Raw genomic sequence first — 15,004 nt, 5'->3', positions numbered from 1 at the left:
CAATTTTCCATTGCAACCATGCAGAGCCTTTCTAACTTACCTGCCGTATCAGCTTTGGTTGTTGCGGCCCTGCTGGGCGAACTGTTCTTTGAGCATACGGCCTGCTTCAGCAGCACGCATTGGTTGACCGAAGTGGAAGCCCTGCACGTATTCGCAGCCAAGCTGGAACAGCTCCAGTGCATCTGACTCAGTCTCAGCGCCTTCCGCAACCACTTCCATACCAAGGTCATGCCCCAGCGCTACGATGGTACGCAGGATGACCGGACGAGCGCTTTGGCCGTTAGGACGGACGAAGGACTGATCGATCTTGATGGTGTCGAACTGGAAGCGCTGGAGGTAGCTCAGGGATGAGTAGCCTGTACCGAAATCATCCAGAGACAGACCAGCGCCCAGACCTTTGAGGCGCTCAAGAACCTGCACAGAAAATTCCGGATTCTGCATGACCAGAGATTCAGTCAGCTCCAGTTTCAAAGAGCCCGGTGTCAGCGCTGTGCGTGCCAGTACTGCTTTCACATCGTTAATGAGGTCCGGCTTCAACAGCTGACGAGAAGAGATGTTGACGGAAACAAACAGCGGTAGTGCGTGTTTGAACTCGCGCTGCCATTGTGCAAGCTGACGAGCCCCCTTCTCCATCACACGCAGGCCAAGCTCGTTGATCAGACCGCTTTGTTCAGCGACTGGGATGAATTCAGATGGTGGGATCAGGCCGCGGCTTGGATGTTCCCAGCGCGCCAGTGCTTCGAAGCCCGCTGTCGTCTTGTCCGACAGACGTACGATTGGCTGGAAGAAAACCTTGATCTCGTCTTTTTCAAGAGCGGAACGTAGATCATTGTCCAGCGCGAGCGTGTTGCTGGCAACTGGCTTCAGCGTTGGGCGGAAGATCTCAATACGATCACCGCCGAGGCGTTTGGCGTGGTTGAGTGCAATCTCCGCGTCGCGCATCAGGTCAGTAGCCTTTTCAGGACCGCCATCAAAGATGGAGGCGCCGATGGATGCTGTCAGGAACACTTCCTGATCACCGAAGGTGACTGGTGTGCGCAGAGATTTGCGTAGCTCATCTGCAAAGGACGCGATGCGTGTTGCGTCCTGCTCGGAGATCATCAGCACTGCGAAGGTATCTGCTGAAATGCGAGACAGAGAGTCCTGCGGTTTGATCAAACGAGAGAGGCGGCGTGCAGCGGTGAGCAGCATGGAATCACCAGCCGTCTGACCGATGCTGTCGTTGACTTGCTTGAAGCGGTCGAGATCAATCAGGATAACAGTCGGGTTGCCATTGCCTTCTGCTCTGGAGCGAGCGAGCGCAGCAACAAGGCGGTCCATAAACAGTTCACGGTTTGGCAGGCCAGTCAGGTTGTCGTGCACAGCATCATGCATCAGGCGCTCTTCAGCGGTTTTCTGAGAGGTGATGTCGAGCAGCGTACCAACGCAGCGGATCACTTCACCATCAGAGCCGAGCACCGGACGGGCGCGCATTTTGAACCAGCGATAATGACCATCTTCACCACGGAGGCGGAACGCCTGATTAACGCGGCCACGGCGGTGGTCAATCACGGCGTCCAATGTGCCACGGAACAGGTCACGGTCTTGCGGGTGCAGAATTTCGAGCCAGAGGCGAGCTGGTCCATCCAGAAGACCTGGCTTGATGCCCAGAGCTTCTTCAAGACCACCGCTGGTGTGGATCTTGTCGCGGTCGACGTCCCAGTCCCAGATGATGTCGCCGGAGCCTGTCAGAGCCAGAGCCCGGCGTTCGACATCGCTCATCACACTGTGGGAGAGACCAGACCCTGCAAAGGCGTGCTGCATGACGGTAAAACCAAGCAGCAGAACGAAGAGAACAAGACCGCCTGCCAGCGCTGGCTGCACCAGATCACTTTGCAACATGCCTGTGGTTGCCATCCACGCAGCGAACAGCCACGCTAGGAACAGGAACCATGTCGGCAGCAGCATAATCGCGCGTTCGAACCCACGAACGGTGAGCATCAGGATGACACCGAAGCCAGCGATTGCCACACCACCCATCAGGATACGGGAGATACCAGCTGCAATGGTTGGATCCCAAAGCGCCAAGCCAAACAAGCTGAGCACAGTGATGAACAAGCCGATTGCAAGGTGCGTATAATGGATGTGCCAGCGGCTGAGGCCGAGATAGGCGTAAAGGAAGACCACAAGTGCGGCTGTGAGACTGATTTCCGCCGCCGCTCGATAGAGCTGATCATCCCCCAGCGTTCGCCCGAAGACGAGATTCCAAAAGCCGAAGTCGATACATAAATAAACAAGAACAGCCCACGCCAGAGCCGCAGTTGCCGGGAAGAGAACAGTTCCCTTCACCACGAACAGGATAGTGAGAAACAGCGCCAAGAGGCCTGCAATGCCAAGCACGATGCCGCGATAGAGCGTGTAGGCGTTGATGTTGTCTTTGTAAGCTTCTGGTTTCCAGAGGCGGAGTTCCGGCAGGCTTGGGGTGTTGACTTCCGCGATGAAGGTCACATTCGCACCCGGATCCAGCGTGATGCGGTAAATATCCGCTTCTGTGCTGCGCTCGCGAATTGGTGGGATGCCCTGACTAGGTGTCAAAGACACGATGCGGCGCTGACCAAGGTCCGGTACCAGAACGCCGCCGCCTGTCATCTTGTAGTAAGGTGCAACAAGCAAGCGGTCGATCTGCTCCTCCCCCGGATTGGAGAGCGCGAACACGGCCCAAGAGCTGGCGGTATCGTCAATGGAACGCACTTCGATGCGTCTGACGATACCATCCGAGTCTGGAGCGGTGGAGACCTGAATGCTTTTGCTGGTGTTGGGGTAGATATCGACGGAGCTGGTCAGATCGAGTGCATCAACGTCCTTGGGGACGACAATCGCCTCCAAAGCCAAGGCTTGTGACGCAACCAAAATGAGCAGGAGAACGCTTAACAGAACAGCCTGAATAACGTTCTGCATGCGCTGACAATAAGTCCCTGACACCGGCTTCTCCACGATAACGAAAAATTAACTGAATTCCTTGCCAAGATCATTACATCGTCAAGGCGCCAGTTTCATGGTTCAAGCATGTGTTACAGGCAATTTATCCCCATCTGCCTCTGATTGTGGCAGGACTTTGGCTGGTATAGGCGCAGAATCCCGGATTTTGCCAAACAAAATATGGTCTTGCCACATTCCGTTTATGAATAAATACGAGGGTGCAAAGCCCAGTTCAGAGAATCCAACCTTCATTAAGAGCGCTCTGGAGACCTCATTTGAAGGCAGACAGGCTGCTTCGATGCGGTGCAAGTGTAAATCATTGAAGCAGAAACAACAGACGCGCTGAACGGCCTCTTTCATAAAGCCATTGCCGGCAAAGGAGGCTCCCATCCAGTACCCAAGCGAGGTTGCCTGTGCGACACCACGACGGACGTTGGAAAGGTTCAAACCACCCATCAACTCGTCGGTATCCCGGTTGAACAGAAAAAACGGGTAGTGAGAGCCTTCGCGGATGTTGCGATTGTAACGCCGGATTCGTTTTCGGAAGGCAGCTTTTGTCAGATCATCAGCTGGCCACGTGGGTTCCCACGGCTGCAGGAAGGCTCTGCTTTGAGCTCGCAGATCAGACCACTGCGCAAAGTCCGCCATGGATGGCGCACGTAAATACAGACGGCCTGTGGTTAATGTCGCAAGAGATTGGGGAGATGTGCTTGTTTTGAAAAATGACACAGCTTCTCTCCCCTCTTAATCAGAGCTCCATTATGCAAAAAGCATTACCTGAATTGCAATAGGCTTATGCTTTGATCCCTGCCAAACGCTCTTTTAGCTCAGCATAATTTAGCATAGGTGCCTTTGGTCCAACCTTCACATATGTAGGGTTGTCAGAGGCAAACAGCCTTTCTGCCAAGATCTGCACACGGTCAGCGGACACAACATTGAGGCGGCGTTCCAGTTCTTCCAGCGCGACGGGATGACCGTAGATCATCACCTGACGGGCGATCTGGCCCGCACGTGCTGCCGGGCTTTCCAATGCCATCAGCAATCCGGATCGCAGCTGCGCTTTGGCGCGGGACACTTCCTTTTCGGTCACGCCCTTGGCAATTTCTTTCAGCTGTTCCACCAGCACTTCGGTCAGTTCTGCGGCATCTTCCGGTCCGGTTGCGGCATGAACACCAAAGAAGCCGGTATCCGCGAAAGCCCAATGGAAGGCATAGACAGAATAGCATAGACCGCGCTTTTCGCGCACTTCCTGGAAGAGGCGCGATGACATGCCGCCGCCGAGGATGGAGGCAAGCACCTGCACAGCATAGTAGTCTTCATGTTCGTATGGCAGGCCTTCAAAACCGAGGATGACCTGCAATTCCTGCAGTTCACGCTCAATGGAACCTTCACCGCCGACATACTGCGCTACATAATCTTCATCTGGTGCAGCATTTGACAGCTTTGAGAAGCTGGCTTCAGCCAATTCTACGAGCGCTTCATGATCGACTGCACCAGCTGCAGCAAGCACCATATCGGATGCTGTGTACTTGCGCGCGACGTACTGACGGATGGCATCCGCAGAAAAGCCGGTGACGGTTTCAGGCGTACCAAGAATTGGACGACCGAGTGGCTGGTCCGGCCATGCGGTTTCCAGAAGCACATCAAATACCTGGTCATCAGGCATGTCTTGTGCTGCGCCAATTTCTTGAAGGATTACGTGTTTTTCGCGAGCAAGCTCTTCAGGGTCAATGATTGAATCCTGAAGGATGTCGGAGAGAATATCCAACCCCAAAGGCGCATCATCTGCCAAGGTGCGCACATAGTAATTTGTATGCTCAACACTTGTGGAGGCATTCATCTCGCCGCCAACGGCTTCGATTTCCTCTGCAATCTCACGGGCATTGCGCTTGCTGGTGCCCTTGAATGCCATGTGCTCCAGAAGGTGGGTGATGCCGTTTTCATGCTCGCCTTCAGAGCGAGAACCAGCTTTTACCCATACCCCAAGAGCTGTTGTCTTGAGGTATTCCATTTGATCAGTAACTACAGTCAGGCCATTTTCTAATTTTGTTAGTTTGACCGCCATTAAACGCCTGCTTTCACGGCACGTGCATTGCCTTCAACGAATTTCGCAATTTCCTGCGCATCTGCTGGCAGAACGGAAAACTTCTCTTCACGTTCCATCAGGTCAGCAAGATGAGCTGGCAGGTCAGGATGAATACCTGATGCACTTTCTACTGCCGCTGGGAATTTTGCCGGGTGTGCTGTCGACAGCACGATCATCGGGGTAACACCATCATTGTGCTCTTTGGAGACATGGATCGCGACCGCAGTATGCGGGTCAAGCAGATAACCACTTTCCTTAAGAGTATCAGTGATGGTCTGAGCTGTTTCTTCTTCGCTTGCGCGACCTGCTGAGAACTTCTCTTTGATAAAACCTAGGGCTTTTTCTGAGAGAGTGAAGCCACCGGACTGTTTGAGGCTGTCCATCTGAGCTTTAACAGTTGCACTGTCTTCGCCATTTGCAGCAAACAGCAGACGCTCGAAGTTGGACGACACCTGAATGTCCATGGACGGTGCAGTGGTGGCCACAACGCCGCGCATTTCATAGCGGCCTGTGTCCAGAGTACGGGCCAGAATATCGTTGGTGTTGGTCGCGATCACTAGCTTCTCAATTGGCAGACCCATCTGAGCTGCCACATAACCTGCAAACACGTCACCAAAGTTGCCAGTCGGCACTGTGAAGGACACTTTGCGATGTGGAGCACCCAGAGACACTGCGGAGGTGAAGTAATACACCACCTGAGCCACAATGCGTGCCCAGTTAATGGAGTTTACACCAGACAAGCCCACGCGCTCGCGGAAGGAGAAGTCGTTGAAGAGGTCTTTCAGGATGCCCTGACAATCATCAAAGTTGCCTTTGACTGCGAGAGCATGAATGTTGTCTTCCTTGGAGGTGGTCATCTGGCGTTGTTGAACAGGAGAGACACGCCCCTCAGGGAATAGAATAAAGACGTCTGTGCGCTCACGACCACGGAATGCTTCAATTGCCGCACCGCCCGTGTCACCTGAAGTGGCGCCAACGATGGTTGCACGCGCACCTTTTTGAGCCAGCACATAATCCATCAAGCGACCAAGCAGCTGCATTGCAACATCTTTGAACGCTAGGGTCGGGCCGTGGAAGAGTTCCAGTACGTAAGTGTTGGGAGCAGTTTGGACGAGCGGCGTGACAGCCTTATGCGAGAAGCTGGCATAGGCTTCATCGATCATTTTTTTCAGGTCGTCATGCGGAATGGAGTCGCCAACGAATGGGGCGATGACCTTGAGAGCGACTTCGCTGTAAGGCTTTCCAGCAAATCCTGAAATTTCCTCAGTAGATAATTGCGGGAACTCTTTTGGTAGATACAAACCGCCGTCGCGTGCCAACCCCGTGAGCAGCACCTCAGAAAAGTTGAGTTCTGGTGCATCGCCGCGCGTACTTACATATCTCACCGTTACATCCCTTCTCGCTCAACCTGAATCAGGGCATTTTAGTGCCATACCCCATTGGTATTTCTCAGGTTTTTAGCTGGAATCTGAAATTAGATTCCCAAAACTGTCGCATTTGCGTTTCAAGTGCGCACAGGGAAATAGCAGAATTTGTAGGAAGTTGCACGGCGAAATCTCGTTTAGGCACGTAAGATCATGCGTGGCCAATGTCGCTGGACAACATCCCGGGATCAATACCAAGAATATCAAGCGCGTTGTGCCACTTTTGATCGCCCTCTCCCTCGAAGATCAATGAGGGATCTGTTTGACACGTCAGCCAACCATTTGCCTGTAATTCCGTTTCAAGCTGTCCTGGCGCCCAGCCAGCATAACCCAATGCCAACAATGACTTCTTAGGGCCTTTGCCTGCTGCGATGGCGCGCAAAACTTCGACCGTGGCGGTTAGAACAACGCCGTCCTCAATCTTGAGGCTCGTCTCCTCCAGAAAATAGTCGTCTGAATGAAGGACAAAACCGCGACCGGCATCAACTGGCCCACCGCGATAGACTTTGCGTTCAGAAATATCGATTGCCAGCGGATCTTCATTTTCCTCTTCGACGATATTCAGTTGACCCAAAAGTTGCCCAAATGTGATGTTAGGGGCCGGCTGATTGAGCACAATCCCCATCGCTCCCTCTTCAGAGTGAGCACACACGTAGATGACGGAATGGGCAAAACGGCCATCCTCCATAGTGGGCATGGCAATGAGATATTGTCCGTCAATGTAACCCGGTTTTTCACCAGACATGTTGGGGGCGCTCTCCTCATGCTTCAAACGGATTGCCTCAGTTCAGTGTAGAGGCAATTATATTATAGGTACTCACGGATTTTTCCGGTGATCAATGATCAGTGGAAAAAAGGTGAGATTGTTCACGGATCATTGATTGTCTGAGAGGCAATCTTAATGGGAATTTGAAAAGGGACCGTTTAAATAGACTCTATGATTTCTAGATTCTTCAAATCGACCCTCATCGCTGCTGCGGTGCTCTCCGCCTCTGTTTCAAGCGCCTTGTCATCAAGTGTGTCTGAATGGGTTATTGTTCAAGGCGGTGCAGTTCGCCTTTTACGTGCGAGCGAGCCTAACACCGATGGCCTCTATCGCGGCGGGATTGAATTTCGCCTTGAAGAAGGCTGGCACACATACTGGAGATATCCAGGTGAAGCCGGTATTCCAACAGAAGCCAGCTTTGTTAATTCAGTCAATATAGCTAGCGCGGAGCTGATGTTCCCTGCGCCGAAGGCTTACTCTGATGGATTTTCCACATCTCTGATCTATTCAGATAAGGTGGTGCTGCCTTTGCTGATTAAGCGCATGGATGACGGACGCCCGGCCATTTTGAATGCAAATCTGACCTTTGGCATCTGCAAAGACATTTGTATCCCAGGACAGGCCGAGGTCTCTCTCGTCTTTCCTGCGGCCACGATGAAAGATGATGTTGCCGACAAACTGGTCAATGATGCCTTTGCGCAGGTTCCAATTACGCAAGGCGACATGCCGAGCTTGTTTCCAGAGATAAAAATCACCGGAGAAGGCAAGGACCGCACTGTAAACATCAGCGCGAAAGTCTCGTCCAAGGACAAATCGCCGGAGCTCTTCATTGAAGGCCCTGCAGGTTCTTATCATGGAGTGCCCAAGCTGGCCTCTGTGAAAAAAGGTAGGGCGCACTGGACTATGTCCTATATTGGACTGCCAGAAGATGTGAGCGACATTGAGCTCCGCCTTACACTGGTGACCAAGGATGGTGCTTATGAGGAAACGCAAAGCGTTTCAGTTCCTCAGGCCAGCGCTTCGAAATAAGCTTGTTTACGGGCTTTAGTTGTATTTGCGAAATAGAGAGCTCGCAGCTACAACTGAAGCCCGTTTCTTTTTAGATGCAGACCTCTGATTGAGATGTCTGTTATGTTGTGATCAGCAAAAGCAAATTGGGGGAACTTTCCATGGTCATTCAAGTAGGCGAAAAACTGCCAAGCGTTACATTCAAAACCATGAGTGCAGACGGGCCAGTGGATGCGACCAGTGAAGAGCTGTTTGCCGGCAAAACCGTAGTTCTGTTCGCAGTTCCTGGCGCTTTCACGCCAACCTGCCACCTGAACCACCTGCCGGGTTTCATCGACAATGCAGAAGCTATCAAGGCAAAAGGCGTTGAAACAATTGCTGTTGTTTCGGTGAACGACGCGTTTGTCATGGGGGCCTGGGCACGTGACACGCGCGCTGATGACAAGATCCTCTTCCTCGCTGATGGCAGCGCTGATTTCACCAAAGCAGTTGGCCTTGAGCTTGACGCAAGCGCCTTTGGAATGGGCATCCGCTCCAAGCGCTATTGCATGATCGTGAAAGATGGTGTGCTGGCTTCTCTGAATATTGAAGAAGCTCCGGGAGAAGCAACGATCTCCTCTGCTGAGAACATTCTTTCTCAGCTATAAGGCAAGTTGCCCAAGAACGTTTAAGGGGAGCCATGCTCCCCTTTTTTGTAGTCTATCGCTGAAATTTATTTCGCTTGCGCCGAGCCGCGTCAGATATCATGCGGAAGCGATCAGCCTTCCGTTTTTCCTCTTCCGCATCAAAATCATCGTCGTCTTCATCATCGTCCTCTTCGTTTTCAGAAGAGACCTTGCCTCGATCCAGCCATGCCTTGATCAGGAAGGCAAAGTAGACGCCGACCAGAGTGAGCGCCAGACCTGCCCATGTGAAGGCATACTGCAGGTGATTGTTCGAGAACGTCATACGGGTCTCACCCGCTTGCGGCAGGTCACCAGCAACGCTCACTGTCTCCTGAAGGTCAATCGTGTAGGGCGCGGTCTGGTCCGGCAGCAATCCCATAGCTTCAGCCATAGCCTTCGGTTCGCGCACATACCACACATTGGTTTTCTGGTTTGGTTCCGCAGAGAACATGCTCGCCACTTCGGCTCTGCGGGCAAGGCCGGTTATGGTTATTTGTCCGCGCGGTGGAGCTGAACCCAAACGTGTGCTGAACTCTTTGCGATCAATTGGAACAAAGCCGCGGTTGACCAAAACGTTCCAGCCGTCATTCGTGATGAAGGGTGCGTAGACAAAATACCCCTGCCCGCCCAGTGGGCCTTTCGGCTTGGTCAGGGTATCAAAGTAGTACAGCTCGCCGATAATAAACTGGCCGGACAGCTCAACAGGCATATAGTCAATTTCATCGCTCGACATATCTTCCCAGGTTGTCGGGCCGGGCGCTGCAACAGCAGGTTCAGTCGCCCGCACTTCAGCGCGCGCAATCAACGCCACCTTTTCATCCAGACGATTGAACTGCCACAAACTCAGATTGGCTAGAATAGCTAGCCCAACTGCAGCACACAGGTGCAAGATCCAGTAGCGCTTGAGAAATGCAACTAGCCCAGGCTTTGCTACTGCTTCCTCAGCATCAGTGTCGTCATGTTCCATTTGATCATCAGTCACGGTGTTATCTTTGTTTTTTTTCGTGTTGCGATGAGTGTGTTCAGGAACCGGTTCAGGTTCCTCATGCCAGGCGACATCGTTTTTTCGCGCAGGCTTTGAATCAGATGAAGCATCGCCAGTCTCCCTTTCAGCGATCATCAAGCTTTCCTTCCGCTGCATTGTTCTTGTACTGCAATGCAATCAACAGGCCTTTGAGTATGCGCAGAAGCGTCACACTCAACACCACAGTCACGGGTGCCCAGATAATCAAATGCAGCCAGAGTGGAGGTTCGTACGCAAACTCAACGAACAAAACACCACCAACAAGAATAAACCCCAGGATGAGAATGACAAAGACTGCAGGTCCGTCGCCAGAATCAGCAAAGTCATAGGAAAGACCGCATCTGGAACAAGACGCACGTAGGTTTAGCAGGCCCTGAAACAATGGCCCCTCCCCGCACCGTGGACATTTTCCGCGAAGACCTGCGGAAAATGGGTTGGCAGGAAGGCCAAGATAGGTCTTTGTCTTCTTCCTCTCACTCATGTGAAGCCTCGGATACACAGGTGACTTTGAACGCTGGCAAGGCACCTAGGTCATATACATATAGAAAAGGCGGCTTGCGCCGCCCTTATCTTTTTTCGTTTTTCGTCTGAATTCCAGACCCACTCTTGGCTAATGCCGCAAGCTTAGCCGCCCCAGATGTAAACGGATGCAAACAGGAACAGCCAAACCACATCCACAAAGTGCCAGTACCAGGCTGCTGCCTCGAAGCCGAAGTGCTTGGTGGTGGAGAAGTGACCAGCCAATGCGCGGAACAAACACACAGCAAGGAAGATGGTGCCCACGATTACGTGGAAGCCATGGAACCCTGTCGCCATGAAGAAGGTTGCGCCGTAGATGTTCTCGGAGAAGCCGAAGGCTGCATGAGAGTATTCGTAGGCCTGACAGATGGTGAAGATCACACCCAGAACGACAGTCGCGATCAGACCCCATTTCAGGCCATCACGGTCCCCATGAACCAGCGCGTGGTGTGCCCAGGTGACTGTTGTACCAGACAGAAGCAGGATCAATGTGTTCAACAGTGGCAGGTGCCACGGATCGAAGGTTTCGATGCCTTGTGGCGGCCAAACACCGCCAGTGTGCTCAACACGACCAAACTGCGCAGCTTCACCCGCGAACAGGGATGCATCAAAGAATGCCCAGAACCATGCTACGAAGAACATGACTTCGGACAGGATGAACAGCAGCATGCCGTAGCGCAGGTGCAAGGATACAACGCGTGTATGGTGCCCTTCGCGAGATTCCTTAACCGTGTCACGCCACCACATAAACATGGTGTAAAGAACGATACCAAGACCAATTGCAAACAGGCCCCAACCGTTCAGCGTAAAGCCAACGGTTGTTTCGCCATCAGCGTTGCTCAGAAATGAGAAGCTTACGCCGCCCTCACTCATGCGCATGAATACAATCGCGCCGATTGCCATAACCAGCGCCCCAACTGACCCAACAAATGGCCAAGGGCTTGGCTCGATAATGTGATAATCGTGGTTTTTAACACCAGCCATATCTTTCTCCCCATTTCAAAAAAGGTCGCTTCTGCAAAAGGCAGATCCGTCTCGCAACCTAAAGCTTGTCAGTGGCCGCGTCGCTTGGAGAAGCCACTGCAGCTGTTTCTTCCTCGCCGTCTTTCGGCAATTCAAAGAATGTGTAGGACAAGGTGATTTCCTTGATATTCTTCAGGCTCTCGTCCTTGTCCAGTTCCGGATCGATGAAAAACACGACCGGCATATCGATCGATTCTCCTGCTTCAAGCGGTTGCTCGGTAAAGCAGAAGCAATCAATTTTGTTGAAGTAGCCCCCGACTTCAAAAGGCGCCACGTTAAACGTGGAAGTTCCGGTAGAAACCTGCTGCGCGAGGCTTTGGGCCTCGTACATAATCTCGGTCATCTGACCCAGCTTCACGCGGATTTTCTTTTGTTTTGGTTTGAAATCCCAATCCAGACCCGGAGCGACGTTGGCGTCAAAGCTCACGATGATCTCACGATCCAGGATCGTATCGGATGCCTCTTCTGCACGCTGTGTTGTTCCACCATAGCCTGTCACCTGACAGAAGAGCTGATAAAGCGGGACAGCTGCAAAGGACAAACCAACCATTCCAAAGAATATACCACCGCAAATCACAGCAACGGTTGCATTGCTGCGATTTACTTTGGCTTGTTCTGCTGTTTTTTGTTTTTGATCAGTCATTTGCGTCTCTTACAGTGGACGATCCATGATGCCCGGACCGAGCTTCACGATGGTGATCACATAAAACATAGCAACAAGAACGCCGAGTGTGACTGCAAGAGCCACTGAACGCCCGCGGCGGGTCTTGATTTGCTCTTCAGAAAGAACTGCTTTTTGCTTGCTCATTTTCTTCTCTTTCCAGTTATGCGTTAGACCAGACTAATCATGTTCTCAGCGAGCAACCCAGCAAAAATCAGCATGAGATAGAACAAAGAGAACTTAAAGAGAGACATTGCTGTTTTCTTGGCTGCATCACCCTCGCGCACTCTCCAGACACGGATCGCATAACCGAGGAATACCAAACCAAGCATGGCAGAACCAACACCATAAAATACGGAGGCAAAGCCTAGGAAGTATGGTGCCATACCAACCGGTAGCAACAACAAAGAATACAAAACGATTTGGTGACGGGTCGCGGTTTCGCCTGCGACGACCGGCAACATTGGGACGCCAGCAGCCTGATAGTCGCCGTTTTTAACCAGCGCCAAAGCCCAGAAGTGTGGAGGTGTCCAAGTGAAGGTGATCATGAACAGTGCAATGCTGACCAGCGTAACGTCACCTGTAACAGCTGCCCAGCCGACCATTGGCGGAAGCGCGCCAGCTGCACCACCGATAACGATGTTCTGCGGCGTGCTGCGCTTGAGCCACATTGTGTAGATGACCACGTAAAAGAAGATCGTGAATGCCAGCAGGCCAGCGGCCATCCAGTTTGCCACCAGACCTAGGGTCAGGACCGAACCGAAGGACAAAATCATGCCAAAAGCAAAGGCTTCCTGACGGGTGATTTTGCCTGCCGGGATCGGGCGCTTTTTAGTGCGGGACATGATAGCATCAATGTCTGCATCCCACCACATGTTCAACGCACCAGATGCACCACCACCAATGGCGATGCAAAGAATAGAAATGAAGCTGAGGACTGGGTGCTGATTGCCTGGAGCCATGACCAGACCAACAGCTGCTGTGAACACAACAAGAGACATTACCCGCGGCTTGAGCAGCGCGATGTAATCAGAAACACTTCCACGACCACCAAGGTCGGTTGCATCCTCATGAAGTCCTTGTGTCTGTTCCAGCATTGTCATGCCTGTACCTCTGTCGCGATATTGAAGCCTGTGCCGTTTTTCAGCGTTCTAGTCTTCATCCCCGGAACATTGGAGCACTTCCGGGCTTGTGCTTTAGCTAGAACCGAGGGCGCTTACACGCCCCCGGCAATTTCGATGCAGTTACTTGATCTTTGGAAGAATCTCGAACTGGTGGAATGGAGGAGGTGAAGACAGTGTCCATTCCAGAGTAGTCGCGCCTTTGCCCCATGGGTTATCGCCAGCCACACGCTTTTTGATGAATGCGTCAAGGACACACCACAAGAAGATGAGCACTGCAAAACCGGTGAGGTAGGAACCGTAGGAGGAAACCATGTTCCAGCCAGCATATGCGTCCGGGTAGTCGGCATAACGGCGTGGCATACCAGCAAGACCAAGGAAGTGCTGCGGGAAGAACACGAGGTTCACACCGATGAACATAAGTGTGAAGTGCAGGTTTCCGAGGAACTCGGAGTACATGTAACCGGAGATCTTAGGGAACCAGTAGTACCAGGCTGCAAAGATCGCGAACACAGCACCCAGAGACAGAACGTAGTGGAAGTGAGCCACAACGTAGTAGGTGTCATGCAGTGCGCGGTCGAGACCTGCGTTTGCCAGCTGAACGCCGGTTACACCGCCAACGGTGAACAGGAACACAAAGCCGATCGCCCAGATCATTGGCGTGCGGAACTCGATAGAACCGCCCCACATGGTCGCAATCCATGAGAAGATCTTAATGCCAGTCGGCACTGCAATCACCATGGTGGCGAACAGGAAGTACGCCTGCGTATCTGCGGACAGACCAACGGTGAACATGTGGTGCGCCCAAACGACAAAGCCAACAACACCAATTGCAACCATCGCGTAGGCCATGCCGATGTAACCGAACACTGGCTTGTGCGAGAAGGTGGAGATGATATGGGAGATGATGCCGAATGCAGGCAAGATCAGGATGTACACTTCAGGGTGACCGAAGAACCAGAACAAGTGCTGGAACAATATCGGGTCACCACCACCAGCAGCTGTGAAGAAGGTGGTGTCGAAGTTACGGTCTGTCAGCAACATGGTGATCGCGCCAGCCAGAACCGGCAGAGAAATCAACAGCAGGAAGACTGTTACAAGCACGGACCATACGAACAGCGGCATCTTGTGCATGGTCATGCCAGGCGCGCGCATGTTGAAGATGGTGGTGATGAAGTTGATGGCACCCAGAATGGAAGATGCACCGGCAACGTGAAGCGCCAGAATTGCAAAGTCCATCGCAGGACCAGGAGATGACGATGTCGACAACGGCGGGTAGATAGTCCACCCTCCGCCAACACCATACTCACCTGCGGCTCCAGGAACGAACAAAGACAGCAATAGCAAGATAAATGCTGGTGGCAGAAGCCAGAAGGAAATGTTGTTCATGCGTGGGAACGCCATGTCAGGCGCACCGATCATGATCGGAACAAAATAGTTCGCAAAGCCACCGATAAGCGCTGGCATTACCATGAAGAAGATCATGATCAGCGCATGCGCTGTGGTGAACACATTGAACATGCCAGCATTCGGGAAAAACTGCATTCCCGGTTCCTGCAGTTCCATACGCATTGCGATGGACAGAAGACCGCCGACGATGCCAGCCATGATCGCGAAGATCAGATAAAGGATACCGATATCCTTGTGGTTGGTGGAGTAGACCCACCGCACCCATCCAGTTGGATGGTCATGTGCATGCGTTTCAGACGCAGACATAATTGTGCTCCCTCGTAAAGTTCTTGCTCGTAT

Annotated in this window: 14 protein-coding genes; 2 read left to right on the top strand and 12 right to left on the bottom strand. The window is 52.4% G+C overall.

Going from position 1 to position 15,004, the window contains the following annotated elements; all coding sequences use genetic code 11:
- Window positions 1-48: 48 nt before the first annotated feature.
- The 5 genes from PsWM33_RS00350 to PsWM33_RS00330 form a co-directional block, all read right to left on the bottom strand.
- Entirely contained in the window at window positions 49-2,937 is a 2,889-nt protein-coding gene (locus tag PsWM33_RS00350; protein WP_063298814.1) for an EAL domain-containing protein, read from the bottom strand.
- 102 nt (window positions 2,938-3,039) lie between these two features.
- Entirely contained in the window at window positions 3,040-3,687 is a 648-nt protein-coding gene (locus PsWM33_RS00345; RefSeq protein WP_063298813.1) for a GNAT family N-acetyltransferase, read from the bottom strand.
- Window positions 3,688-3,751: 64 nt separating this feature from the next.
- Window positions 3,752-5,023, bottom strand: a complete 1,272-nt coding sequence (locus PsWM33_RS00340) for a M16 family metallopeptidase (protein WP_063293739.1) — start codon at window positions 5,021-5,023, stop codon at window positions 3,752-3,754.
- Window positions 5,023-6,429, bottom strand: a complete 1,407-nt coding sequence (gene thrC, locus PsWM33_RS00335) for a threonine synthase (protein WP_063298812.1) — start codon at window positions 6,427-6,429, stop codon at window positions 5,023-5,025. Before thrC ends, PsWM33_RS00340 begins: the two co-directional genes overlap by 1 nt.
- A 190-nt stretch (window positions 6,430-6,619) precedes the next feature.
- Window positions 6,620-7,213 carry a YqgE/AlgH family protein gene (locus PsWM33_RS00330; RefSeq protein ID WP_063298811.1) on the bottom strand — a complete coding sequence of 198 codons (594 nt, stop codon included), beginning with the start codon at window positions 7,211-7,213 and terminating at the stop codon, window positions 6,620-6,622.
- A 192-nt stretch (window positions 7,214-7,405) separates the two neighbouring features.
- Here PsWM33_RS00330 and PsWM33_RS00325 point away from each other — a divergent pair, with 192 nt between their 5' ends.
- Both PsWM33_RS00325 and PsWM33_RS00320 read left to right on the top strand, forming a co-directional pair.
- Window positions 7,406-8,263: a protein-disulfide reductase DsbD domain-containing protein gene (locus tag PsWM33_RS00325; RefSeq protein ID WP_063298810.1), complete on the top strand. Its 858-nt coding sequence runs from the start codon at window positions 7,406-7,408 to the stop codon at window positions 8,261-8,263.
- 140 nt (window positions 8,264-8,403) lie between these two features.
- On the top strand, window positions 8,404-8,889 hold the full coding sequence (locus PsWM33_RS00320) for a peroxiredoxin (RefSeq protein ID WP_063298809.1): 486 nt from the start codon (window positions 8,404-8,406) through the stop codon (window positions 8,887-8,889).
- A gap of 52 nt (window positions 8,890-8,941) precedes the next feature.
- Here the strand turns inward: PsWM33_RS00320 and PsWM33_RS00315 are convergent, their stop codons facing one another.
- The 7 genes from PsWM33_RS00315 to ctaD form a co-directional block, all read right to left on the bottom strand.
- Window positions 8,942-10,027 carry an SURF1 family protein gene (locus PsWM33_RS00315; protein ID WP_063298808.1) on the bottom strand — a complete coding sequence of 362 codons (1,086 nt, stop codon included), beginning with the start codon at window positions 10,025-10,027 and terminating at the stop codon, window positions 8,942-8,944.
- Window positions 10,017-10,412 (bottom strand): DUF983 domain-containing protein, encoded by a 396-nt coding sequence (locus PsWM33_RS00310; protein ID WP_208980499.1) that lies wholly within the window; start codon window positions 10,410-10,412, stop codon window positions 10,017-10,019. The genes PsWM33_RS00315 and PsWM33_RS00310 overlap by 11 nt, the downstream gene beginning before the upstream one ends.
- Window positions 10,413-10,555: 143 nt before the next feature.
- Window positions 10,556-11,434: a cytochrome c oxidase subunit 3 gene (locus PsWM33_RS00305; protein WP_063293734.1), complete on the bottom strand. Its 879-nt coding sequence runs from the start codon at window positions 11,432-11,434 to the stop codon at window positions 10,556-10,558.
- Window positions 11,435-11,492: 58 nt separating this feature from the next.
- Window positions 11,493-12,116 (bottom strand): cytochrome c oxidase assembly protein, encoded by a 624-nt coding sequence (locus tag PsWM33_RS00300; protein ID WP_063298807.1) that lies wholly within the window; start codon window positions 12,114-12,116, stop codon window positions 11,493-11,495.
- A 9-nt stretch (window positions 12,117-12,125) separates the two neighbouring features.
- Window positions 12,126-12,281 carry a hypothetical protein gene (locus tag PsWM33_RS27260; RefSeq protein WP_167550270.1) on the bottom strand — a complete coding sequence of 52 codons (156 nt, stop codon included), beginning with the start codon at window positions 12,279-12,281 and terminating at the stop codon, window positions 12,126-12,128.
- Between the two features lie 23 nt (window positions 12,282-12,304).
- Complete coding sequence (locus PsWM33_RS00295; RefSeq protein ID WP_063295501.1) at window positions 12,305-13,237, bottom strand: heme o synthase; 933 nt, start codon at window positions 13,235-13,237, stop codon at window positions 12,305-12,307.
- Window positions 13,238-13,378: 141 nt separating this feature from the next.
- Entirely contained in the window at window positions 13,379-14,971 is a 1,593-nt protein-coding gene (gene ctaD / locus PsWM33_RS00290; RefSeq protein ID WP_063295500.1) for a cytochrome c oxidase subunit I, read from the bottom strand.
- Window positions 14,972-15,004 lie beyond the last annotated feature (33 nt).

The sequence above is a fragment of the Pseudovibrio sp. WM33 genome (assembly GCF_001623165.1).
GTDB lineage: Bacteria > Pseudomonadota > Alphaproteobacteria > Rhizobiales > Stappiaceae > Pseudovibrio.
Note: the sequence above shows the minus strand (reverse complement) of the source record. Positions and strands in the feature narration are given on the sequence as shown.